Origin of the sequence: Haloterrigena salifodinae, assembly GCF_003977755.1 — an archaeon.
Lineage (GTDB): Archaea > Halobacteriota > Halobacteria > Halobacteriales > Natrialbaceae > Haloterrigena > Haloterrigena salifodinae.
In genome coordinates this window covers 1,410,086-1,433,701 of the sequence record NZ_RQWN01000001.1, presented here as the reverse complement: position 1 = coordinate 1,433,701, position 23,616 = coordinate 1,410,086, and the positions used below count along the sequence as shown (strand labels likewise).

21 protein-coding genes and 1 pseudogene are annotated in these 23,616 nt (G+C 65.5%); 9 read left to right on the top strand and 13 right to left on the bottom strand.

What is annotated here, in order from left to right; all coding sequences use genetic code 11:
* Positions 1–214: 214 nt before the first annotated feature.
* Positions 215–3,439 (top strand): carbamoyl-phosphate synthase large subunit, encoded by a 3,225-nt coding sequence (carB, locus tag EH209_RS07215; RefSeq protein WP_126662208.1) that lies wholly within the window; start codon positions 215–217, stop codon positions 3,437–3,439.
* An 864-nt stretch (positions 3,440–4,303) separates the two neighbouring features.
* Here the strand turns inward: carB and EH209_RS07205 are convergent.
* From EH209_RS07205 to EH209_RS07185, 5 genes are all read right to left on the bottom strand, one after another.
* Positions 4,304–4,960, bottom strand: a complete 657-nt coding sequence (locus tag EH209_RS07205; protein ID WP_126662207.1) for a metal-dependent hydrolase — start codon at positions 4,958–4,960, stop codon at positions 4,304–4,306.
* Positions 4,961–5,154: 194 nt separating this feature from the next.
* Positions 5,155–5,889: a CehA/McbA family metallohydrolase gene (locus EH209_RS07200; protein WP_126662206.1), complete on the bottom strand. Its 735-nt coding sequence runs from the start codon at positions 5,887–5,889 to the stop codon at positions 5,155–5,157.
* Positions 5,886–6,584, bottom strand: a complete 699-nt coding sequence (locus EH209_RS07195) for a CDP-alcohol phosphatidyltransferase family protein (protein WP_126662205.1) — start codon at positions 6,582–6,584, stop codon at positions 5,886–5,888. The genes EH209_RS07200 and EH209_RS07195 overlap by 4 nt, the downstream gene beginning before the upstream one ends.
* A gap of 158 nt (positions 6,585–6,742) precedes the next feature.
* Positions 6,743–7,318, bottom strand: coding sequence for a GNAT family N-acetyltransferase (locus EH209_RS07190; RefSeq protein WP_126662204.1), 576 nt, complete (start codon positions 7,316–7,318; stop codon positions 6,743–6,745).
* 111 nt (positions 7,319–7,429) lie between these two features.
* Positions 7,430–9,088, bottom strand: a complete 1,659-nt coding sequence (locus tag EH209_RS07185; protein ID WP_126662203.1) for a hypothetical protein — start codon at positions 9,086–9,088, stop codon at positions 7,430–7,432.
* 200 nt (positions 9,089–9,288) lie between these two features.
* Here EH209_RS07185 and EH209_RS07180 point away from each other — a divergent pair, with 200 nt between their 5' ends.
* The 3 genes from EH209_RS07180 to EH209_RS07170 all read left to right on the top strand — a co-directional run bounded on the left by EH209_RS07180 (position 9,289) and on the right by EH209_RS07170 (position 12,275).
* Positions 9,289–10,452: a hypothetical protein gene (locus EH209_RS07180; RefSeq protein ID WP_126662202.1), complete on the top strand. Its 1,164-nt coding sequence runs from the start codon at positions 9,289–9,291 to the stop codon at positions 10,450–10,452.
* A gap of 65 nt (positions 10,453–10,517) precedes the next feature.
* On the top strand, positions 10,518–11,303 hold the full coding sequence (locus EH209_RS07175) for an ABC transporter ATP-binding protein (RefSeq protein WP_126662201.1): 786 nt from the start codon (positions 10,518–10,520) through the stop codon (positions 11,301–11,303).
* 72 nt (positions 11,304–11,375) lie between these two features.
* A complete protein-coding gene (locus EH209_RS07170; protein ID WP_126662200.1) occupies positions 11,376–12,275 on the top strand; it encodes a DUF5518 domain-containing protein in 900 nt (299 codons plus the stop codon).
* Positions 12,276–12,370: 95 nt separating this feature from the next.
* On the opposite strand, the pseudogene EH209_RS07165 reads toward EH209_RS07170, so the two are convergent.
* Positions 12,371–12,741, bottom strand: a pseudogene (locus EH209_RS07165) (cupin domain-containing protein).
* A 232-nt stretch (positions 12,742–12,973) separates the two neighbouring features.
* Between EH209_RS07165 and EH209_RS07160 the strand changes: the two are divergent.
* Together EH209_RS07160 and folP are read left to right on the top strand one after the other, a co-directional pair.
* Complete coding sequence (locus EH209_RS07160) at positions 12,974–14,065, top strand: endonuclease/exonuclease/phosphatase family protein (RefSeq protein WP_126662199.1); 1,092 nt, start codon at positions 12,974–12,976, stop codon at positions 14,063–14,065.
* Positions 14,066–14,274: 209 nt separating this feature from the next.
* Positions 14,275–16,866 carry a dihydropteroate synthase gene (gene folP / locus EH209_RS07155; protein ID WP_126662198.1) on the top strand — a complete coding sequence of 864 codons (2,592 nt, stop codon included), beginning with the start codon at positions 14,275–14,277 and terminating at the stop codon, positions 16,864–16,866.
* 336 nt (positions 16,867–17,202) lie between these two features.
* On the opposite strand, the gene EH209_RS07150 is transcribed toward folP, so the two are convergent.
* Together EH209_RS07150 and EH209_RS07145 are read right to left on the bottom strand one after the other, a co-directional pair.
* The gene (locus EH209_RS07150) at positions 17,203–17,661 is read right to left on the bottom strand and encodes an FxLYD domain-containing protein (protein ID WP_126662197.1); all 459 of its coding nucleotides are present in this window, start codon (positions 17,659–17,661) and stop codon (positions 17,203–17,205) included.
* A gap of 405 nt (positions 17,662–18,066) precedes the next feature.
* Positions 18,067–18,327, bottom strand: coding sequence for a hypothetical protein (locus EH209_RS07145; RefSeq protein ID WP_126662196.1), 261 nt, complete (start codon positions 18,325–18,327; stop codon positions 18,067–18,069).
* Between the two features lie 332 nt (positions 18,328–18,659).
* Here EH209_RS07145 and EH209_RS07140 point away from each other — a divergent pair, with 332 nt between their 5' ends.
* The gene (locus EH209_RS07140) at positions 18,660–19,436 is read left to right on the top strand and encodes a hypothetical protein (RefSeq protein WP_126662195.1); all 777 of its coding nucleotides are present in this window, start codon (positions 18,660–18,662) and stop codon (positions 19,434–19,436) included.
* An 88-nt stretch (positions 19,437–19,524) separates the two neighbouring features.
* On the opposite strand, the gene EH209_RS07135 is transcribed toward EH209_RS07140, so the two are convergent.
* The gene (locus tag EH209_RS07135) at positions 19,525–19,785 is read right to left on the bottom strand and encodes a hypothetical protein (protein ID WP_126662194.1); all 261 of its coding nucleotides are present in this window, start codon (positions 19,783–19,785) and stop codon (positions 19,525–19,527) included.
* A gap of 155 nt (positions 19,786–19,940) precedes the next feature.
* Here EH209_RS07135 and EH209_RS07130 point away from each other — a divergent pair, with 155 nt between their 5' ends.
* A complete protein-coding gene (locus EH209_RS07130) occupies positions 19,941–21,047 on the top strand; it encodes an aldo/keto reductase (protein WP_126662193.1) in 1,107 nt (368 codons plus the stop codon).
* Positions 21,048–21,083: 36 nt separating this feature from the next.
* Here the strand turns inward: EH209_RS07130 and EH209_RS07125 are convergent, their stop codons facing one another.
* From EH209_RS07125 to EH209_RS07115, 3 genes are all read right to left on the bottom strand, one after another.
* On the bottom strand, positions 21,084–21,353 hold the full coding sequence (locus EH209_RS07125; protein ID WP_126662192.1) for a hypothetical protein: 270 nt from the start codon (positions 21,351–21,353) through the stop codon (positions 21,084–21,086).
* Between the two features lie 81 nt (positions 21,354–21,434).
* Positions 21,435–21,755, bottom strand: coding sequence for a DUF7521 family protein (locus tag EH209_RS07120; protein ID WP_126662191.1), 321 nt, complete (start codon positions 21,753–21,755; stop codon positions 21,435–21,437).
* A gap of 1 nt (position 21,756) precedes the next feature.
* On the bottom strand, positions 21,757–22,101 hold the full coding sequence (locus EH209_RS07115) for a winged helix-turn-helix domain-containing protein (RefSeq protein WP_126662190.1): 345 nt from the start codon (positions 22,099–22,101) through the stop codon (positions 21,757–21,759).
* Between the two features lie 102 nt (positions 22,102–22,203).
* Between EH209_RS07115 and EH209_RS07110 the strand changes: the two genes are divergently transcribed.
* Positions 22,204–22,632 (top strand): hypothetical protein, encoded by a 429-nt coding sequence (locus tag EH209_RS07110; RefSeq protein WP_126662189.1) that lies wholly within the window; start codon positions 22,204–22,206, stop codon positions 22,630–22,632.
* 28 nt (positions 22,633–22,660) lie between these two features.
* On the opposite strand, the gene EH209_RS07105 is transcribed toward EH209_RS07110, so the two are convergent.
* Positions 22,661–23,464 (bottom strand): SDR family oxidoreductase, encoded by an 804-nt coding sequence (locus tag EH209_RS07105; RefSeq protein WP_126662188.1) that lies wholly within the window; start codon positions 23,462–23,464, stop codon positions 22,661–22,663.
* Positions 23,465–23,616: the final 152 nt, after the last annotated feature.

The following is a 23,616-nucleotide window of genomic DNA, read 5'->3' as shown; positions in this document are numbered from 1 at the left end:
GGAGGACGCGGACGGACGCCGATCCGTAAAACGGCAGGGCGGATCACGCCGAAGATGAGATAAAATATGGGTAATTTCCGTCGAAACGGCACGACGGACCGTGCCGTCGACGACCCGTATCGAGGGTTGGGTTCGAATTTCGAAAAGCCATTTCGAGATTCGTACTGTATCGTGGGGCTTATTACGATGTGCGAACTCCAGACGAACAAGAGAAATGAGTACGGACCAGCCAAGCGAGGGCGAGACAGGGGACGGACGCACGATTCTGCTGATCGGGAGCGGCCCGATCCAGATCGGACAGGCAGCCGAATTCGACTACTCCGGCGCACAGGCCTGCCGGGCGCTGCAGGAGGAGGGCGCCCGCGTCGTCCTCGTCAACTCCAACCCCGCGACGATCATGACGGACCCGGAGATGGCCGACCGTGTCTACATCGAGCCGATCACGACCGAGGCCATCTCCGAGATCATCCGCAAGGAGCAGCCCGACGGCGTCATCGCCGGCCTGGGCGGCCAGACAGGCCTGAACGTCACGGCCGAACTGGCCGAGGAAGGCGTTCTCGAGGAGTACGACGTCGAGATCATGGGAACGCCGCTGGACACCATCTACGCCACGGAGGACCGCGACCTCTTCCGCCAGCGCATGGAAAAGATCGGCCAGCCGGTTCCCGCCTCGACGACCATCTCGCTCGACGAGGGCGAGGAGGTCTCGGAGATGACCGAGGAGGGCCTGAAAGAGCGCGTCCAGGCCGCCGTCGACGAGGTCGGCGGACTGCCGGTCATCGCACGCACTACGTACACGCTCGGCGGTTCGGGCTCGGGCGTCGTCCACGAGATGGACGAACTGCTGCGCCGCGTTCGCAAGGGTCTGCGCCTCTCGCGTAACAGCGAGGTGCTGATCACCGAGTCCATCGCGGGCTGGGTCGAGTACGAGTACGAGGTCATGCGCGACGCCGACGACTCCTGTATCATCATCTGCAACATGGAGAACATCGACCCGATGGGCATCCACACCGGGGAGTCGACGGTCGTCACTCCCTCGCAGGTCGTCCCCGACGAGGGTCACCAGGAGATGCGCACCGCCGCGCTCGAGGTCATCCGCGAACTCGGCATTCAGGGCGGCTGTAACATCCAGTTCGCGTGGCGCGACGACGGCACCCCCGGCGGCGAGTACCGCGTCGTCGAGGTCAACCCACGCGTCTCCCGCTCCTCCGCGCTGGCCTCGAAGGCGACCGGCTACCCGATCGCCCGCGTGACCGCGAAGGTTGCGCTCGGCAAGCGCCTCCACGAGATCACCAACGAGATCACCGGCGAGACGACCGCCGCCTTCGAACCCGCGATCGACTATGTCGTCACCAAGGTCCCGCGCTGGCCCAAAGACAAGTTCGACGACGTCGACTTCGAACTGACAACGGCGATGAAGTCGACCGGCGAGGCGATGGCCATCGGCCGCAGCTTCGAGGAGTCGCTGCTCAAGGCGCTTCGCTCTTCCGAGTACGAACCCGACGTCGACTGGGACGAGGTCGGCGACGAGGAACTCGAGGAGCAGTATCTGGCTCGTCCGTCGCCGGACCGTCCCTACGCCATGTTCGAGGCGTTCGAACGCGGCTACACGGTCGACGAGATCTGCGAGCTGACGGACATCTACGAGTGGTACACCGAGCGCTTCAAGCGCATCGCCGACGCCACGGTCGCCGCCCAGGAGGGCGACTTCACCGAGGCCGCGATCGCCGGTCACACGAACGCGACGATCGCCGCCGCGGCGGGCGCCGACGTCGGCGCCGTCGAACAGGAAGTGCCGGGTCGCACCTACAAGCAGGTCGACACCTGTGCCGGCGAGTTCGAGGCCGAGACGCCGTACTACTACTCCGCGCGCAAGAACGAGTTCGAGTCGGGGCCGCTGAAGGGCGACGCCGCGGCCGGCGAACTCGAGGTCGACCGCGACATCGAGAGCGTGATCGTCGTCGGCGGCGGTCCGATCCGCATCGGGCAGGGCGTCGAGTTCGACTACTGTTCGGTCCACGCGGTCCAGGCGCTTCGCGACATGGGCATCGAGGCCCACGTCGTCAACAACAACCCCGAGACCGTCTCGACCGACTACGACACCTCCGACGGGCTGTTCTTCGAACCGATCACCGCCGAGGAGGTCGCCGACGTCGCCGAGGCGACCGGCGCCGACGGCGTGATGGTCCAGTTCGGCGGCCAGACCTCCGTCAACATCGGCGAACCGCTCGAGGACGAACTCGAGCGCCGCGGACTCGACTGCGCGGTCATGGGTACGAGCGTCGAAGCGATGGACTTGGCGGAGGACCGCGACCGCTTCAACGCCCTGATGGACGAACTGGGCATCGCCCAGCCCGAGGGCGGCGCCGCCCACAGCAAGGAGGAAGCGATGGAACTCGCCCACGAGATCGGCTACCCGGTCCTCGTGCGCCCCTCCTACGTGCTGGGCGGCCGCGCGATGGACGTTGTCTACGACGACGCGGAACTCGAGACCTACATCGAGGAAGCCGTCCGCGTCTCTCCGGACAAGCCGATCCTGGTCGACGACTTCCTCGCCGACGCCGTTGAACTGGACGTCGACGCCGTCGCCGACGGCGAAGACGTGCTCATCGGCGGCGTGATGGAACACGTCGAGGCCGCGGGGGTCCACTCCGGCGACTCTGCCTGTATGATCCCGCCGCGCTCGCTCGACGACGACACCCTCGAGCGCGTCCGCGAGGTCACCGAGGCCATCGCGACCGCGCTCGACACCGTCGGGCTGCTCAACGTCCAGCTCGCGGTCCGCGACGGCGAGGTTTACGTCCTCGAGGCGAACCCGCGCTCCTCGCGTACCGTCCCATTCATCTCGAAGGCCACGGGCGTCCCGATCGCCAAGATCGCCGCCAAGGTCATGGCCGGCAACACGCTCGAGGACCTCGAGATCGAGGAGCAGATCCCCGAGCAGACCTCGATCAAGGAGGTCGTCCTGCCGTTCGACCGCCTGCCGGGCTCGGACCCGCGTCTCGGCCCGGAGATGAAGTCCACCGGCGAGGTCATGGGCAGCGCCGACACCTTCGGTAAGGCCTACGACAAGGCCCAGGACGCGACGAACAAGCCGATTCCCGAGTCGGGCACCGCGATCATCGACCTCTCGGCCGACAAGTTCCCGGATCCGGAGACCGAAGAAGGCGAGCGACTCGTCGACGGCTTCACCGAGTACTTCGACCTCTGCGAGGAGGTCGACCTCGCACAGGCCGTCCGCGAGGGGAAGGTCGACCTCATCGTTTCCCGCGACCGCGACCTGCTTGAGGTCGCCGTCGAGGAGGAAATCACCTACTTCTCGACGCCCGCCAGCGCGTCCGCTGCGCTCGAGGCGCTCGAGGCGAAGGACGAGCCGATCGACGTGCAGGCGATCACCGACCGTCCGAAGCGCACCGCCGAGTGGGGCCGCTCAGAATAAGGCCGGCTCGAGGGAAGCGAAATCGAGCCGTCACACGGTTCAGATCATCCGGCTGCCAATCTTCAGCGGGAAATTTATCTGGTCCACAATGCCAAGCGATAAAGCGAGTAATTCGATCGCTCAACATATACGGTAACGAGCGGAATGGGGTATACTATAACTCGTTAAAACGCGGTGCAACCATCGGTGTTACTATTGCTTCTATCCACGCTGCAACACCGATAAGCCATTATAAAATAGCGTAATTGAAGTACTAACTCCAAAAGTGAACGTACCGACGTAAAGAAGAGTTGCTACCAAGCATTTCTCGAGAAGAAAAACTAGATCGACTACTCGCCTCCTGTGGGAGAATCGACGGGGATAATCGGACGCTGTGTCAATAGACCTATAGACACTCTGACAAAAAGAGGACGGTCGATGCGGTAAGCGGAGGATCGGATCTTCTTGTCCGTATCACTGCTACTCCGATTGCCAATAGAGTATCGAAGCCGCTGCAACGAGTCCGGCCACAACTACTGGAGTTGAAGCGACGAGTATTGTCTGTTCGATCGTAACGTAGTCAGACAGTATATATAGTATTGCTGTCGCTAATGCCCCGGCCAATATGACAATGTTTGCAGTGTGGCGTTCGACACTTTTGTTGCTTCTATTCATACAGTGATTGAACTTTATATTAGATCCGCAGCAATTTTTCGATCAAGAGAGTGCTACGAGACTGCACGATTGCGACGGTCGCCGAAGCGGCGGGTATCGATAAAGTGACGGCCAGTACGATCTTCCGTCGAGGCGAAGCGAAACTGGTGAAATCGGCTCTCTCCGGCCCGGGACGGGGAGACCGACTCGAGCCGTGACGATTCGATCGGCTCAGCGCCCGAACCGGATGTTGACCGTCGTCCCGTCGGTTTCCGTCTCCTCGACGGACACCGCGGGGAGGACCGCGCGCAGTCTCGTCGGGACGAGCCCGCCGGCGACCGCGCTGATCGTCGCGAGTCGCTTCCGACACAGCGAGTAGCCGCCCGCGAACGCGACCAGGCCGAACAGGACGCGGTCGACGGCGGGTCCGGTCAGTCCGGAGTTGATGGCGACGGCCGCGAAGGCGAGGCAGACGAGGAAGTCCTCCGGCGCGCCCGAGTAGCGGACGTACCGACGAGGCCGGTGCCAGCGCCCGAGGACGTGGTTGTAGACGCCGTTTTCGGTCACGGGATTCCACGGCTCGCGCTCGGCGCTACCCCCGAGGACGTCCGAGAGCGAGTGGAGGGCGGCGGCCCCGACGGCGACCGTCAGCACCAGGAGCGCACCAGACCCCGTCAGGACGGCGAGCGCTGAGAGCACGAGCGTCGCGACCGAGAACCAGACCGGAAAGTGCAGCGTCTTCCGGTGGCGCGCCACCAGATCAGCGTCGGGCGCCAGACCGCCGAGGAACGCGGCCGCAAGCAGCGCCGGGCCGCCGTACTCGCCGACGGCCGGCAGGAGGAGCACGGCGGTCGCGAGGGCCATGAACCCGTGGGTGAGCGCCATCATAGCGATACTGTTCGGTACGTAGTTCTCAATCCTGATAAAGAAGCGCCTTTTCGCGGTCGTGTTAGTCAGGGGAGACTCGAGAGGCGACGGTCGATCAAACCGTACTCGAGCGAGGGCCCTCAAATCACGACGATAGCGCGACGAGAAGAACGTCGCGGCCGTATCGCCGGCCGCGTTCCTCCGGCGAGATGGAGTCAGAACAGCGAGAGCGAGGTCGTCTTCCGCCGGGCGTTGCCGACGACCTTGGTCAGGTACTGCCAGGTCGTCGTTCGGTCGCCGACAGGATCGGTTCGGCCGGCGCGCATCGCCTCGAGGACCGTCTCCGTCGAGGGTGTATCGGTGGTGGAAGGGACGGCGTCAGCGGGGAGTCGAACGTCGGTGGCGGCGCGGCCGACGTTCTCGGGCCGGTGGGCGTCGCTGGCGCCGAACCGAGGGAAGTCGCGGCGGGTCGCGAACCGGTCTGCCTGCCGGTTGCGGACGTTCGTGACGGCGTGGGCGTTGTAGACCTCGACGCCGTCGACACCCTCGATCGCGGCCTCGCGGGCGCCGTGGCGCGAGCGCTGGAACGGGTGGGCGACGACCGCGATTCCGCCGGCCTCCCGCACCGCTCGGGCCGTTCGGGGGAGTGGACGGCCGGGTTCCGGCGCGGCGTCGACGCCGAGCGCGAGCAGGTGACCGTCGGCGGTCGAGACCTCGCAGCCGACGATGACGAGGAGGTCGTCGGGTGCCAGCCGCGCGACTTCGCGGGCGCCGTCGATCGTGTCGTGATCGGTGACGGCGATCCCGTCGAGGCCGGCGCGGCGGGCGGCGTCGACCAGTTCCGCCGGCGTCGTCGTCCCGTCGTAGGACGCCGCGGTGTGAACATGGGGATCGATTCGGAGCGTTTGCGGCCCCGGATCGACCCCGGCGTACTCGGCCCGACTCGTCATAGGTAGCCGAACTCGAGGCCCAGCGCCAGGCCGACGGCCGCGACCGCGGCGAGGCCGGCCAGCACGTGGGTGCCGTCGGTCTTGTAGGCCTTGTAGTCCGAGACCATCAGCGGGCAGGCGGCGGCGACGAGCAGCCCCGCAACCCAGCCGTTCCACGGGCCGACGAGGGCGGCGACGAAGTAGTTCGCGACGACGAGGAGGTTCGTGTGGACGACGGTGGTTCCGTGGTAGTAACTGGCGCCGCCGTCGGAGCCGAACCCTTCCTCGTTGTGCCGAACCAGTCGCAAGCCGCCGAAGGCGAGCACGAGGAAGCCGACGACGAGGCTGGCGAGCACGTGCGGCGCGAGGACGAAGTGATAGAGCAGCACCGCCGGCACCAGGTAGGCGAAGATGTCGATGAAGGAGTCCACCTGCCGGCCGAAGGGTGACGACGTCCCCGTGCGGCGGGCGTACCAGCCGTCGGCCTTGTCCAGCAGGAACGCGCCGAACATGGCCAGCAGCGCCCAGTTGGGTTCGCCGCCGACGAACAGCAGCGCGCTGGCCCAGCCGACGAACAGCGCCCCGAGGCTGATGTAGTCGGCGCCCGTCAACTGTTCGAGCACGTTCGTTCGGTCCGCCGTCGTCCCGACGCGCCGATCGGCGAGATCCAGTCGGTTCCTGACGCCCCGTATCGCCTCTCGCAGTTCGTTGGTCATCCGCTCGCGTGACACCTCCACCCGAACCGGAATAAAGCTGCTCCGAGAACTATTTACTTAGTACGGATCTATATAGTTCTTGGTCGCTACGTACCGGTACGGAGTTCCAGATGATCGGCGCGAGGCGGCGAATTCAGCGTTCTCGAGGCGCGTTCCGGTCAGGGCGGCCGTACCGACCGGTGGGAGAACGACCCGACTCTGACGTAGCGGCGGCGGCGCCGCGGGTCGAAGCCGCGGCGCTCGAACAGAGCTCGCGAGGGGCTGTTGTCGAGCGCGACCAGCGCCGTCGCGCGCTCCGCACCCCGTTCCCGAGCGAGTCGGCAGGTCTCGCCGACCAGCGCCGTTGCGATGCCGCGATTGCGGTGGTCGGGATCGACGAAGACGCGCCTGATATACGCCCCCTCAAAGCGCAGTTCCCGCTCGAGGGGATGGATTTCGTGGGTCGCGTCGACGGAGCAAAACAGGTAGCCGCGGGGACGGCCGTCCTCGAGCGCGGCGACGACGAGTTCGTCGGACTGGAGTTCCTCGATCGGCGCGTCGAGCGCCGCGACCGTCGAGGGGTCGCAGGTCTCGACCGCGTACGCGCTGCGTTGAGCCCCGCCGTCGGCGGCCGGCGCGTCCTCGAGTTCGGCGACGTACTCGATCATCTCCGTCGCCGTGATTCCGCGACGTGCGAGCGCGTCGTAGACGGCGCGACCGTACCGATTCCGTGTCAGCCGCCACAGCCGTGGCATTGCGCGAGCGGTTTCTCGGCTCGCAAAATAAGTATTGGGCTGCCGACACCGGGACGTCGACGGTTGCCGGCGACGACGACGATTCAACCGCGCTCGAAGGGGGGCGTGGATTCAGTCGAGCGTGTACCAATCGAACCGTTCGACGGCGTACAGATACGAGACGACGGGCGCGATCAGGCCGGTCACGAGGACGGCCCACGCGGCGATTGTAATCCCGCGTGCGGAGACCGACACCGTCGGTCCGGGGACCCACGACGAGACAGCGACCACGGTCTCGGCGATCAGTTCGGGGGCGTCGGCGTAGAGCACGATCGCGGCGACCGCCGGGAGGACGATCGCCAGGGAGTAGACGACGAACGCGGTCTTGCTCGGCATCACCGCCTCGCGGTTGTTCGTGACCTTGACGCTGCCGAAGCGGGGCGCCACCGTCCCGATACCCGTCGCGAGCGCGGGCGTCACGACGGCGCCGACGGCGGTGCCCGCGGCCAGCGCGGCCGTCCGCTCGAGCGGGAGCGGGCTGGCGAGGCCGAGGGCGAGCGAACCGACGAGGCCGATCGGGCCGGCGACGAGCGCGCCGGCGACGACCAGTCCGGTGATCGCCTGTCGGCCAGACAGCGGCGACGCCACGACGGCGGGCAGCCCGCGGCCCAGATCGCCCAGCGGGTTGAGCGTGAACAGCGCGCCGGCGGCCCAGACGAGGTACACCGAGAGGATCACGGCGATGTACGCGGGCACGCGTCCGGTCTGGACGATCTCTTGGAAGAACACGATCGAGCCGAACAGCGGGTAGGCGACGTACGCCAGCCGGATTGGCGCTCGCTTCGTCCGTCGGATCGCGGTGACGGCCACCGTTCGGACCGGCCGCGAGAGGCCGCGACCGAGCAGGGCCGCGAGCCGGTTCGACGACTCCGTCGCGGTCGCCTCTTCCTCCTCGAACCGGGCTGGATCGGCGAACCAGTGGACGCGTGCGGTAACGATCGCAGTAGCGAACGCGGCGGCGCTGACGATAATGGCACCGACGAGCGCGCCCACGATCGCCGTACTTGAGGCGTCGACGTTCGGAACGGCCGCGAGCAGGATGTGGCCGGACCAGCCCAGCGGCGTGTCCTGGAGGAGCGAGAACAACCAGCTCGTGAGCCCATCGATGCGGCCCGTCGCGAACACCCAGAGGTACGCGATCCAGAACGCGGCGAACACCAGGATGCGGAAGCGAGCGATCGGTTCGTAGACGGTGACCAGATGGCGGACCCAGGTTCCGATCACGAAGCCGATCGGGAAGGCAGTGACGAACGCGAGACAGACAAACAGCGGGCCAAACAGAACCGGCCAGATCGCTCCCGCGCCGTAGGCGAACGCGGCCGAGATCAGTATCGTCGCCGGCACGATCCAGACACCGAATAGCAGAATTTCAGCGCCAATGACGCCAATGACGACGTTCCGTAACGAACTCGAGGTCAGTAGAAAAGCTGGTTCGTCGGGATCTGCCGCCGACGAAAATGTGCGTAACGTTGCGAAGAAAATCAGGAAGAACCAGCCGACGCCGACGCCGCCAGTGACGAAATCAGTTGTGAATGCGGCTTGGTCCGAGGACACCCCGTCGGCGAATTCCACGCCCAGTCCCGGGAAGATGTAACCGCTTGCAAAGAGGACTGAGCCGCCTACGAGAAGTGCCAGAAACCCCGTTACGAGGAGTTTCGTCGTATCGGACGCGACCGTTCGCACCGTCCGCCGAAACTCCGTTTTGGCGACGAGAGCGGGGATTCCCGTCATCAGTGATCGCCTCCGTTCTCGTCTCGACGTACCGTCGATTCGGGGATCATGATCGGAAACGCGCGCCGTACCCAGTAAATAGTTCGGATATTGTCATTCGAACGGAGTCGATCGAGCGCGTTGTTACCCTCGTTTAGTTTACCGAGTTGGAACGTCTCGGGTCCTTATAGGCCCTCGAGCGTTACTCCGGGTCGCGACCCATGACCGACCAGACCAGACGCGACGTGCTTCGGCTCGCGACCGCATCGGCGACCGTCGGTGTCCTTCCGTTCGGTTCGACGGCCGCCGCGCAATCGGACGACAGCGAGTGGGAACGGGTCGAATCGCCGACCGGAAAAGCGTTGAACGACGCCGTCGATACCGCGGCGGGGCCGTTCGCGGCCGGGGCCGACGGAAACGTCGTCGCCCGCCGCGAGGACGGCTGGCAGACGGTCGTGGCGTACGGCCCGCAGGCCCGGAGCCGTCGTTTGACCGGAATCGATGCCACTGACGACGGCCGAGCGGTCTGGTTCGTCGGCGGCAGCGGCGTCATCGGCGAGTACAACGTCGAGACGCGGACGCTGACCAACTACTCCGCGCCGAAGGGGAAGACCAGCACCTGGGAGGACTGCGCCGTGCGGGGGACCGCCGGCGAGAACGAGCGGGTGTACTTCGTCAACGGCTCCGGCGAACTGCTCGTCGGCGTCCGCCAGGACAGCGGTGCGATGCAGTACGAGGAGGTGATCAAACCCGGCGGCGGCTCGACGATTCCGGGGATCGACTTCCACGCCCGGGAGGCGGGCCACGTCTGTACCACGAGCCAGTTCATCGGGGAGACTGCCGACGGCGGCGAGACGTGGGAGCGGATCGGCATCGACTTCGCGGGTGGCGCGTTCTTCGATCTGGCAAGTCAGGGCCAGCAGGACGTGAACGTCGCCGCCGGCTCCGGCATCGTCTATCGCTACGACGGCTTCCGCTGGACGCCCCACGTCGTCGACGACAAGCGACGGGCGATCCGGGCCGTCGATCGCGACGGGACCGGCGGACTCGCCGCCGGCGACGGCGGGACGGTCTACGAGCGCCGGTCCGCCGGCCAGTGGCGCCGGCACGAAATGAGCGTCGAATCGAAACTCGACGGCGTCGCGATGGGGTCGTCGTACGACATCGCAGTCGGCGACGACGGGACGATCCTCGAACGGCGAGTCGAGGGCACCGGATCTGGCAACGACGAATCCGGCACCGAGAGCGGAAACGAGACGAACGAGACGTCTCAGGCGAGCGTGACGACACTCGACGCCGCGACCCTTTCACTCGACGCCGCCGAACGGCTCTCTGTCGAGAACTACGTCGAGGGCGAGTGGACGACGCCGGGACAGGTGCAGTAACGGCGCGCCAATCGCGGCCGCGATAAATGACACACCTTTAACTTTATTCGGACGAAGAATCGATCATGAACCCCGCTGACGTCCCCGCGATCGAGACCGACGGGTTAACCAAACGATACGGGGAGACGACCGCCGTCTCCGACCTGACGATGGACGTCGACCGCGGGACGGTCTACGGCTTTCTCGGCCCGAACGGGGCCGGGAAGACCACGACGATGCGGATGCTGACGACGCTCACCAGACCGACGTCGGGGACGGCCCGCGTCGCCGGCCAGCCGATCACCGATCGCAACGCCGTTACGCCGCACATCGGCTACCTCCCCGAGGAGCCGCCGATCTACGACGAACTCACCGGGCGCGAGCAACTCGAGTACGCCGCCGGGCTCCGCGATCTGCCGGAAGCCGAGTCGTCCGAACGGATCGAGTCGATGCTTGAGCGGTTCGACCTGCGCGAGGACGCCGGTCGGCGGATCGAGGGCTACTCGAAGGGGATGCGCCAGAAGGTCGGCGTCATTCAGGCCGTGTTGCACCAACCGGCCGTCGCCTTCCTCGACGAACCGACCAGCGGACTCGATCCCCGCGCGGCCCGGACGATGCGAGAGACGATCGCCGATCTGGCCGACCAGGAGATGACGATCTTCCTCTCGACGCACATCCTCCCCGTCGTCGACGAACTGGCCGACGAGATCGGCGTCCTCCACAAGGGCAAACTGGTCGCACAGGGCGACCCCGAAGAGCTGAAATCCCGCGCGGAGACCGGCGAGGCCCGGAGTCTCGAGGAGGCGTTCCTCGAGGTGACCCAGGAGACGCCCGAGGCCGAGGAGCGGTCGGCGGAGCCGTCGATCGAGTAGTCCGTACGGACGTTCCGGCTCCATCCGTCAATGCATTAATGGGTTTGTAAGTGGTATAATTCCAACAACACCATGCACCCGATCCGCGCCCTCCACGCTCTCCGCGATGGTGTGTCCGACAACTCGCTGCGGGTCGCGATTCTCGTCGGCCTCGCGACGGTCCCGTTCACCGTCGCCCTCTCCTGGGATCCGATTGCGGACGATATCGTCGCCGGCGGCTCCGTTTCGGGTGCGCCGCTCTTGCTAGCCGGATTGTTCGTCGGCTACTACTACAGCGATCGAGAAACGGAGAGTCGTCGCGCAGGTATCTGGACCGGTCTCGTCGCCTCGATCGCGGCGGTGCTGGTCTTCGGCGCTAATACGGTCGCGACGATCGTCTCCGAACCGTCGCAATGGGCTGTCGTCGCCGTGATCGGGACGCCGTTTGTCCTCGCTCTCGGCGTCGGATTGATCGTTCTGTTCTCGATGTTCACCGCGCAGTTTGCCGACTGGGTGACGACGAGACTCCGGCGCGCACACCGAGCCCCGGACGCGTCGGACGATGGCGGGTTGACCGTCCCCAATCCGAGGTGGCGGACGATCCTCGCTGCGTACGTTCTCGCTACACCACCCGTGCTGGGCTCCGTATTCCTCGAGATTCCTGCCAGCGGTGCCGGATTCGTCCTCTCGGTGCTCGGGCTGCTGGTTTTGGTTCCCCTCTCGGTAGTCGCCCTCGGTGCGCTTTTCGCCGATGCGACCGCTCCCCGGAGTTCGAAAACAGACTGGGCGCCGAACGCGCTGGCGTACGTCGGCGCCCCGATCGGGACGTACGCACTCGTCTACGCGGTAGCGGCGCTCCGCGGATCGGGTCATCCGGACGGCTACGCCATCTACGCGTTCATCGGCGTCCTCTGGATCACGGCCGTCGTCTACCTCTTCAATCGACATCGGTACTTCGACGCCGGTGGCTCGGCGGTCCGCCAACTGGGATGAACCGGGAGCGGTCGACGCGACGTTTCGGTGGTCCAAGCGGTGACTGCTGCGGTAACGGCGGCGATGACGCTGCGATGACGACGTGACCGTCGGAGTTAGGGGTCGAATACGCCCCGCTGAAGTCCCTCGCGAACGGGCGCGTGTTCCTCGTCCGTCGGCGGCGGCGCCGTAACTAACAGCGCCTCGGGTCGGCCCTATCGGAGGCGCGCACGCCGCGATCGACGTCGGCCGGAACGACGACGACGTCGCCCGGTTCGACGTCGTGCTCGGCGTCGCCCTCGCGGACGACTCCGTCTCCGGACCGGACGCAGATCGCCACGTCGCTACCCGGCGCGTGGACTGGAATGAACTGTCCCGGCTCGAAGTAGCCGAGGACGACCTTCATCCGATCGCTCCGGAAGACCGGCGCGGTGCTGAATCGCTCCTCGTCGTACGTCCGTTCGGTGTCGAAGTCCGTTGCTGGCATCGGTGATCGTCCTCCGGCGGCTCCCGAAATTACGCGTACGGGAGCGTAAACAGGCTGAACAGGTCGCTTTCTCCCGAACGTGTTAGCCCGTCGCGATTGGAACGGGACGTTCGATCGATCGTCGACCAGCGGTCAGCTATTCCAGTAACGTACTAATACGTACACAAATTTTAATAGATATAGATAAAATATTAAATATAAAACCGATCGTCGGATGATCAGTCGTTGACGCATGACTGACAGCGCGGACCTTCCGACGTTTCGACGGCGAACGGCACTAAAAGCCGGCGCGACCGGCCTCGGCGGCGCACTGCTCGGCGCGGCGGGCGCTTCGAAACCCGTTCGGGCGGCGTCCGAGTCCTATCGGTTCCTCTGGGTGAACGCGTGGCTCGCCGACGGCTTGGAGGGCGTTGCGGGCCTTCCCTTTCCCGTCGCGGCGAAACCGCAGTACCAGGAGCGGGCGAGCGAGCTCGGCAGGCGACTCGGCGAGGAGGGTTACGACGTCGTCGGCCTCTGCGAAGTGTTCAACGACGAGCAGGAGACGATCGAAGCCGAGTACGTCGATGGTGCCGGAACCGGGACGGCGATCCAGGGCCCCGGACCGGACGGCGGCGAGAAGGGTGCGGGACTGCTGGATCTGGTCGCGGGCGTCACCGTGACCGACCACGCGACGCTCGAGTACGACGCCGAACCGAGCGACCATCTGACCTACGTCGACGCCCACGTCGGGAAGGGGGCAAACTACGTCGAACTCGACCTCGGCCCCGGGAAGGTCGATCTGTTTACGACGCATCTGGTGTCCGGTTCGCTCCTGCCGTGGACCGACGGCGGCGACGAGGACATCCCGGCGCTCCGAAGCCAGCAACTCGAGGAACTGGGCGCGTTCGTCGCCGAGCGGACCAGCCCGGAGAACGTGACCCTTGTCGCGGGCGATTTCAACGTCGCGCCGGACGGCGCGGCGGCCGACGCCCTCGAGTCGTTCGCGTCGACCGCTGGGCTGTACGACGCGTGGCTCGACCACGGGCGCGGACCGGGCGGCACGAACGACGCCGCGATCGTCGACGGCTGCGCCTTCGATCCGAGCGGCGCGCCGCCGGCGTACTGTCCCGCCGACGACGCGGGCGAGCGAATCGACTACGTCTTCCTCGAGGAGCCGACGGCCGACCACGAGCTGGATCTGCGCGTCGACGCGCTCGAGCGCCGCGTGTTCTGGCGGGAACTCGCGCCGCCGGACCAGTTTTACGCGGACGATAACGGCGAGGTGCCGAACTACCTGGCCGATCACGTCGGACTCGACCTGTCGCTGACGGCGGCGGACGCGTGAGTCGCTGTCCGGTCCGCGATCGGCGTCTCCGCCTCGCGGAGACAGCACGCACTGAGCGAAATCTTCGGTATCCGCAAATCACGGGATGCGCTCGCCCGAACGGACCGACTATCGATCGCTCTCGAGACCCGACCGCAATCCGACCGAGACGCGACCGCGACGAGAGCGGAGTCCGACATTCCTAAGCGCGCGGACTCTGTGGTTCGGGTATGGAGTATTACGAGGCGGCGGATTTCTTATTCGATCTGCGGCGCTTTCGCCCCAAACCGGGGACGGAGTCGACGGCGCGGCTGCTCGCCCACCTCGGCGACCCCCACGACGGGGTCGAGTTCGTGCAGATCGCCGGCTCCAACGGCAAGGGAAGCACGGCGCGGATGGTCGAGCGAAGCCTCCGGGAGGCCGGGCTCTCGGTCGGCCTCTACACCTCACCCCACCTCGAGGACCTGCGCGAGCGGATCCGCGTCGACGGCCGGAAGATCCCCCGCTCGGCGGTCGGCGAGTTCGTCGAGGCGACCCGCGAGTACATCACCGACCGGGGCGCCGACGGCGAGTCGCCGACGTTCTTCGAGACGATGACCGCCATGGCCGTCTGGCAGTTCGGCCGCGAGGACGTCGACGTCGCCGTCCTCGAGGTCGGCATCGGCGGCAAGTACGACGCCACGAGCGTCGTCGACCCCGTCGCGAGCGCGGTCACGAGCGTCACGTTAGAGCACACGGGCATCCTCGGCGACACGATCGGCGAGATCGCCCGCGACAAGGCCCACGTCGCGCCCGCCGACGCCCCGCTGGTGACCGGTACCACCGGCGACGCCCTCGAGGGGGTCCGCGAGGTCGCGGGCAACGTGATCACCGTCGGGGCCGCGGATGCCGACCGCGACGACGAGCCCGACGTCCGCGTCGAGTACGGCGGCCGCGTGAACCACACCGAAGCCGCCGTCACCGTCGAGCGCGGCGACTGGAACCTCGAGACGCGGCTCTCGCTGCTGGGGTCCCACCAGGCCGAAAACGCGGGGATCGCCGCCGTCCTGGCCCGGCAGGTCGCCGACGTTTCGGACGACGACCTCGCGCGCGGGCTGCGAAGCGCCCACTGGCCCGGCCGGTTCGAGGTGATGGACACCGAGCCGCTGGTCGTCTTAGACGGCGCGCACAACCCCGGCGCCTGCGAGACGCTCGCGGCGACGCTCGGCACCTACGACTACGACGACCTCCACCTCGTCTTCGGAGCGATGCACGACAAGGACCACCGCGAGATGGCCGCGACGCTGCCGACGCCCGACTCGGTCGTCGCGACCGAGCCATCTCTCGACCGCGCCGAGGACCGCGACCTCCTCGCGAGCGTGTTCGAAGACGTCGGCGTCGCCAACGTCCGAACGTCGGCCGCCGTCCAGGACGCCCTCGAGACCGCCCTTCGGGAGGCCGACGCCGACGACTGCGTGCTCGTGACGGGCTCGCTGTTTGCCGTCGCCGAGGCCCGCTCGCGCTGGACGAACGCCGGCGTGCCCAAACGGATTCGCGACCGCGAGGACGCCCGGGAAACGCTCGCGACGGCGAACGTTCCCGCCGCGAGCGATACGGAACTGCAGGGCGACGCCGTCCATCGCGTCGTCTCGCTCTCGCTGGGCTACCGACAGGCCACGGCCGTCGAGCGAGAACTGCTGCGACTCGGCGGCGAGTGTGCCCTCTCGGGGCTGCAACGCGACGAGGAGTCGGTCGACGCCGTCCTGATGGGCACCGTTACCCAGTTCGAACGCCTCGTCGAGCGCCTCGAGTCCAACCCCGGACCGGAGGCGGGCTCGGACGCCGACGCGACCGCCCACGGCTTGCTCGAGGTCGCCCGGGTGCTTCGGGAGAGTCTCGAGATCGAACCGGCGGCGGACTCGAGTCCACAGGGGCCGACCGGAGAGTCCTTGAGTCCACGGGAGTCGACTGCGGCGGTCCCGAGCGGCCAGACCGCGACTGCCGGTTCCGACGCCGACGCGGGGCACCCCTGGGACGACCGAACCGCCGTTATGGGCATCCTGAACGTCACGCCGGACAGCTTCCACGACGGCGGCGAGTACGACGCTCTCGAGGACGCCGTCGCCCGCGCCGAGGCGATGATCGAGGCCGGCGCCGACGTGATCGACGTCGGCGGCGAGTCGACCCGGCCCGGCGCCGACCCGGTTCCGATCGAGGAGGAGATCGACCGCGTCGTGCCCGTCGTCGAGGAGATTACCGATCTCGACGCCCTCGTCTCGATCGACACCCGAAAAGCCGCCGTCGCCGAGGCCGCCCTCGAGGCCGGCGCCGACATCATCAACGACGTCTCGGGGCTCGAGGATCCCGAGATGCGCTTCGTCGTCGCCGACCACGACGCGATGCTGGTGTTGATGCACAGCATCGACGCGCCGGTCGTGCCGGGCCGCGAGATCGAGTACGACGACGTCGTCGAGGACGTGATCGACCGCCTCTCCGAGCGGATTCTGCTCGCGGAGAAGGCCGGCATCGACCGCGAGGATATCATCGTCGATCCGGGGATCGGCTTCGGCAAGTCGACTCGCGAAGCCTTCGAGATCCTCGATCGCACCGACGAGTTCCGGGCGCTGGGCTGTCCGATCCTGATCGGGCACTCCCACAAGTCGATGTTCGAACACGTCGGCCGCGAGACCGGCGAGCGCGGCCCGTCGACCGTCGCGGCGAGCGCGATCGCGGCCGATCGCGGCGCCGATATCGTCCGGGTCCACGACGTCCCCGAGAACGTCGCCGCGGTCCGGACGGCGCTCGCGGCCCGGGATCCGAACCGCTTCGACTGGCAGCCCTGACGCCGATCGCTCGAGTCAGGGGACCCGTTACGGTTCGTTTTCAGTAGATAGCAGCACGGTTTCTTTGTTCAGATATGGGTCTGAAAGCGAATCGAGTAATTTGGTAACTACAGGTACGAATCTAAGACTGATACTTCTATAATCTATCGGAAATGTTGGAAGAGCCTTGCTGAATACAGAGCGCGAGTGTTGCACGAGATCGTGACCGATCTACGAGAGCAGTGATCGCTCAGTACAGGAGATATCTGTCTTGGCCAGCACCGCTGGATGCAGCGCAAGAATAAGTCGCCTTCTGATGACGGATTCGGTTCGGCTTCCGATCTTTGAAGGCTGTTTTTAGTAGTTCGTTACGCTGGTTTCAATCTCGTAATTTTTGACACGGGATGAGTCGTCTCCCAAGAACATGGCGTCGAATTCCCAGACGCGTTCAGCAGCAAGATCGCTAGTGTTTGCCAGTCCTTCAGCAATCTGCACGCCTTCCGAGTCCAAGAAGTACACAGTGACTTCGACGTAGCTCAGCGTCTGTCCAGAGACGTTTTCGAGTTGGCCCTTGACACCAGAACTGTACGATTCTTCGTACCATGCGTGTTCAAGGAGTTTGACTTGTTCTTCGCTGCCACTACTTCCGTCACCATTGCCACTGCCGTTTCCGCTGTCACCGGAGTTGTCGTTATTGTTGGTGGTGTTGGTGTCGCCGGTTTCGCGGTCGTCAGGATCAGATGATTCCTCTGAACAGCCTGCAATGGTGGTGGTTAGTGCTGCGCCGCCCGCAACCAGTAATTTCCGTCGATTCATACAGTCAGGTATGTTGTCGTGTTAATAAGAATATCGATAAGTTCCTTTATGTTAGTGTTCAATGTTCTTTTTAAGATACTTTGGTGATCATTCTTCTCGGTTAACTTGCTATAATTCGCAATAGACGGGTAGCAGTTCACCTCATAATTCTGAGCAGGAGTGGAATTTGGTGTATGGATGGCGTATATATGTGTGGGATATAGCTATTCGCTCAGTTCGCAAGTCTACTGAACAGCCAAGTCATTGGATTCATCGTGAAACAAACGAAGGCGTTGTGCTGAACTCATGCTCTATATTCAGCAGGTCGTTTCTGACGCCTATCCGAGAGATGTGGAGCTGCTCCCGTAACGCCTTCGCCTGTACTGAACGCGATTTTCGCTCCCATCACTGAATAAAGAACCCGTATTACCAACTGCTGCTTTGGGCTTCGGTTTCGGCGTCAGTTCTCGATCCGGATTCGTCTGCCAGCAACGCCGACTGCACGTTTAGCAGGAGGGTCGTATCGAGCGTCCCGCCCTTGGCGGGGACCGACTCGAGCCTCAATGCCAGTTCGGCCGCGTCCCGCCGGTTCGAAGTGTCGGTGCCGGCGATCACACCGATCACCTGCTCCGAGAGCCCGTCCCACGAGAGGATCGGGTGGAGGCGAGCGAAAGCGAGGAAGAACAACGCCAGACCGAACAGAACGCCGAAGATCGGATGGGGATACGCGAGAACGACCAGCGTAGACCGTATTGCTCCTAACAGCCATCGGACGAATTACCCGATACGACGGAGTGGCGGACCGACTCGGCCGACAGCCAAACGGAGCCGCTCGAGGCGCATCGCTCGGGTATCGTGACCGCGTACGGCATCGTCGTTTCGCTCGGCTGACTGTTCGCCGACCGGCTGACAGCGATCGGTCGTCGATCCCTCGACGTTCAGCTTCAGTTGCCGGTCCAAGCTTCAACCGTCCGGGGGGTGTAGCCACCACGAGCGCAGCGTGCGCGGAGGTTCATCCAATGTCCGAGGAACACGATCACGATCTGTCGACGGAGCTCCCGACGGAAGCGACCGAGAAACTCGACGAGTACGACGTAGACGATCCGATAGGCGCGGTGCTGTCGATCGTCGGTGGCGATCTCAAAGCCGCGGTACCGCTGTTAGGGGGCGGCGTGGCGCTCCTCTCGGCGCTCCGATCGCTCGGCAAGGGCCAACTCCGGGCGATCCCGAAAGCCGCCGTCGCCGCCGGCCTGCTCAGCTACGGGCTGCGCAACCGCGGCGGGGACGAGACGGAGACGTTCCAGCCGACCTTAGACGATATCGAGGCCGGGACCGAGGGGAAAGACGTCTCCGACGCGGCCCATGCGGCCGCCGAGCGCCCCGATTCCGGACAGGAATCCGAGATCGACGCCAGCGGAGACGTTCACGAGTCGGCACAGCTCGGCGACGAGGGCGAGACGGGATCGCGGATCGAGTTCAGCGACGAGACGGACGAGGAAGAGACGCGTACCAAACCGGACCACGCGGGCGACGAGGAGGATCCGCGCCGGGACACCGGCGACGACGACGACGAGACGGTCGAGGTCGACGTCTCTGATACGGCCATGGCCGAGGAGACCAGCGAGGCGACGGGTCCCGATCCCGAACAGGCCCAGCCCACCCAGACCGACGCGACCGAACCCGAAGAGACGCCCGAGGAGGACGCCTCGGACATGAAAGTCGACCCGGGCGAGGAAGCCGACAGCACCGACGACGAGGACGAGACAACCGAGGACAGCGACGACGAGGACCAGTAACTCGAGTCGAATCCACACCGTTCGCGGACCGTCCGTACGGACGTGGAGACTGTTCTGTTTGGAAGCGGACTCCTTTTCGAGCCGTCGACTACGAGCGACGGCGCTCCCGCGGCGGTTCCTCGCTCGTCGACTGCTGTGCCGATTGCCACCCCGTGAGCAGGACGGCCGGAAGCGCGATCGCCGCGATCGCGAGGAGTACGCCGCCGACAACCGCCCAGTTCGTGATGCGACTCGGGTCGAATCGCGGGATCGCAGTGACTCTGAGGATGATGACCGCTACGATGGGGACGACGACGAATGCGAGTAGCAACGCGGCGTACTCGAGGCGTCGGTCCCACTGCGTGTCCATACCGTGGGTTGTCAGTCGACTCGCATGAGTCGTTTGGATCAGGAGCGGCGGCGCGACTGAATCGAGTCGACGGATTACGCAACCCCCATCATATTTCGGGATCCGAAAAGCGATATTCCGCATCCCATAAGTTCCCTCGATACGAACGGATGACTATGCAATACCAGGAACTCGGCGACTCCGGCGTCGAGGTCAGCGAAGTCGGCTTCGGCGCGTGGGTCGTCGGCACCGACTGGTGGGGCGACCGCTCCGAAGACGACGCCCTCGAGATGATCCGGTACGCCGTCGAGCAGGGAATCACCTACTTCGACACCGGCGACGTCTACGGCCACGGTCGCAGCGAAGAACTGGTCGGCGAGGCCCTTTCGGAGTTCCGGGACGAGGTGACGATCGCCACCAAGGTCGGCTACGACTTCTACGACAATCCCCAGGCCGGCCACGGCGAACTGCCCAAGGAGATGGACCCCGAGTACCTCCGGAACGCCGTCGAGCAGAGTCTCGATCGCCTCGGCGTCGACTCCGTCGACGTCCTCCAACTGCACAACGCCGACGTCGACGAGATCACGCCCGACGTGCTCGAACTCCTCGACGAACTCGAGGAAGAGGGGCTGATCGACGCGACCGGCCTCGCGTTGGGCCCCTCGATCGGCTGGCTCGCGGAGGGCGACCTCGCCATCGAGGAGGAGTTCGACTCCGTCCAGTTAGTCTGGAACGTGCTCGAGCAGGAGGTCGGCAACCACTTCCTCGAGACGATCGAACGCACGGGTTCGTCGACGAGCCTGATCCCCCGCGTCCCCCACTCCTCGGGGATCTTGAACGAGCAGGTCACGCCCGACACCGAACTCGGCGAGGGCGACCACCGCGGCTTCCGTCCCGACGAGTGGTACGAGACCGGCTGGGAGAAACTCGAGAAGCTCCGGTTCCTCGAGCACGCGGAGCCACGCTCCGCGGACGGCTTGAGCGAGCAGGGCTCGCGAGAGCGAGACGGAGAGCGAACGATGGGACAGGCGTCGATCGCGTGGCTGCTCTCCCACGAGTCGGTCGCGACCGTGACCCCGACATTCCGAACGAAAGACGACATCGACGAGTGGACCGCGGCGAGCGACGTTCCGAAACTCTCCGCGGAGGAACTGGCCCGCGTCGAGGAACTGTACGAGAACGACTTCGACATCGACCGCGACGACGGCATGGACTCGCTTCGCTCCTCCGTCGACGGCGCGGACATCGAGTCGGCCGGCCTCGACAAGCTGGCAGCTGACTGAGCGCGTTTTCGGTCCTCGAGTACGTCGCGGGAGCGACTACTCTCGATCGGTGTTCGTCAACCTGAACTCGAGTTCGAGGTGCCCTTCGGTCTTCACGTTGACCCCGCCGAGTTCGTCCGAGAGTTGCTCCCGCGCTCGAGAGCTCGGCTCGACGGTGACCGAGACGCTGTTACTGTTGGCGTTGTACGCGATGTTGCCGACCGTGACGTCGAACGCGAAGAGGTCGGGGACGTCCTCCCTGAGCCGATCGCGGACGTTGTCGACTTCCGACCGCACGTCGGCCATCTCGTCGTTTAACGTCGACATCGGTGAGCGTAGGTAGTGCGAGACGTTAACGCTTCACCTTGATAGTTCGACTCGAGTCGCCCGCCGACGACCAGCGGGGCGTCAGGAGGGCATTCGGAGCGCGTAAAGGATCGCGACCAGCCCCGACAGCTGACTGAGCTGACTGAGGACGGCGATCGCCGTCTCCGGAAGGAACGGAAGCGCCGCGTAGAGCACGACCAATAGAAACGGCACGGCGAGCGCGAGTGCGAACCCGACGGCGATGACCAGCATCGGTCGGCTGTCGTTTCGCCGGTAGCCGCGGTAGGCCTGATACGCGATGAACAGCCCGATGAAAGCACTCAGCACGTCGGTCGCCTGAACGAACGTCACGAGCCACTCTGTCGTCGTCGTTTCCCAGAGCTGGAGCGGTATGGGCTGCACGCTAGATCCCCTCGATGAGATCGGTGAACCGATCCGCGATATCCGTTCGGCGGTCGATCCGAAGCGACAACCCGTCGTCCTCGAGTTCGATCGTGATCCGCTCTAAGTTCGTCGCGTAGACGGTCCGGTGGTGGCCGCCCTCGGGATCCGGTTTCGTTCGCTCGACGAGGAGCCCGCACTCGCGGAGGTCGTCGAGCCGCCGGTACACCGTCGGTTTGGACGCGTCACAGCGGTCGCTCAAGGTGGTCGCTGACATGGGTTCCTGGCTCGTCTGGGTGAGGATCGTGCGCACCGTCGAGTCCTCCAGCAGGGTCCCGATCGTCTCGACGTCCGGCTCCTCACTCACGGTAGCATCGTCTACCGAGAACTACTATAAAGGGATTTTCACGACTGCAGCCGCTGCAGTCGTGCTCGCGGATCTTTTGGCCCTGAACGCGTTGATGGTCGTATGTCACCGTCGACTCGAGCGATCGACGATCGAACCGACTCGACGAGGCTCACGCGCCGCGCGGCGGGCTGGCTGCGGACCCGCCTCGGGCGCTCGAGTCCGCTCCGACCGACCGCCGGCGGCGGACTCGCACTGGTTGCGGTCAGCGCCGCCGTGAGCCTCGCGGCGGCCGGCCTCCTCGGGGAGACGCTCCGGATCCGCTGGAGCGTCGGCACCTACTACGGTCCTGAGTACGCGCCGACGGCGATCGTCCTCGCCGCGTTCCCGATCCTCGTCGCCGTCGCGGTCGGCGCGTTTCGCGGGGGCGCGACGCTCCTCGAGCAAACCGAGACGGACAGTAGAGAGCGGGGGTACTACGAACTGGCTACGCTGTCGGTCCTGCTGTCGCTGCTGGTCGCCCAGCTCGCCCTCGTCCTCGCGAACCTGTGATGATCGACGGGCGCGGACGTGACGGCGCCTATCGGCGTCCGCCCGCCTCGGGACGTTCGCGACGTGCGGACTCGAGCCACGTCTCCCACGTCGTGGTCCCGACGGTTCGATCCGGACAGCAGGCCGCACCGGACCGGAAACCGGCAGCGACCGACCCCGGCAGCGGGAGGCGGACGATGGGCCGTCGGAGACCCCGAACCTCGCGATAGGTTTCCGCGAGGTCGCGGACGGTCAGTATCTCGGGACCACCGACGTCTGGTACCCGTCCGACCGCGTCCGGCGTCGCGCGGTCGGCGATCGCCGCTGCCGCCTCGCCGACGTCGATCGGCTGGAGTCGAATCCCGGTCGGGAGCGGCCAGATCGGCACGCGCGCGATCGTCTCGAAGATGTCGTGAACGAACGAGTGGAACTGGGTCGCCCGCACGATGGTCGACGGAACGGGACTCTTCTCGACGGCCCGTTCGGCCGCCAGTTTGTGCTCGTAGTACGAGTACGGAATCTCGTCGACGCCGACGATCGAGACGTAAACGACGTTCGAGACGCCGGCGTCGGCCGCCGCCTCGAGCAGCCGTTCGGTTCCGCGGATGTCGACCGCCTCGGTGTCGCCCTGCGGGGCGGTCGCGGCGTGGACGATCACGTCGACGTCCGACACGGCGTCGCGGATTCCCGTCCCGTCGACCAGATCCAGCGCGGTCCACTCGACGTCGGTCCCGCCGTCGGTCGGCGGCGATCGACTCGCCGCGACCACCTCGCTGCCCGCGTCGCACAAGTGCGGTCGCAACGCCGACCCCAGCGTCCCGGTCGCGCCGGTCAAGAGTACTTGGCAACACATTGTGAATTTCCTTGTCCGGAAGCCCTGAAATAGATAGCCCGAGTTCGTCGAGACTCGGAAGGTGAACCGGGCGACGACCGATCGACTACTGATAACTGTAGTTGATGATACGGTTTCTTTATTCCGTCTTGGAACTGAATCCGAGCGATTGA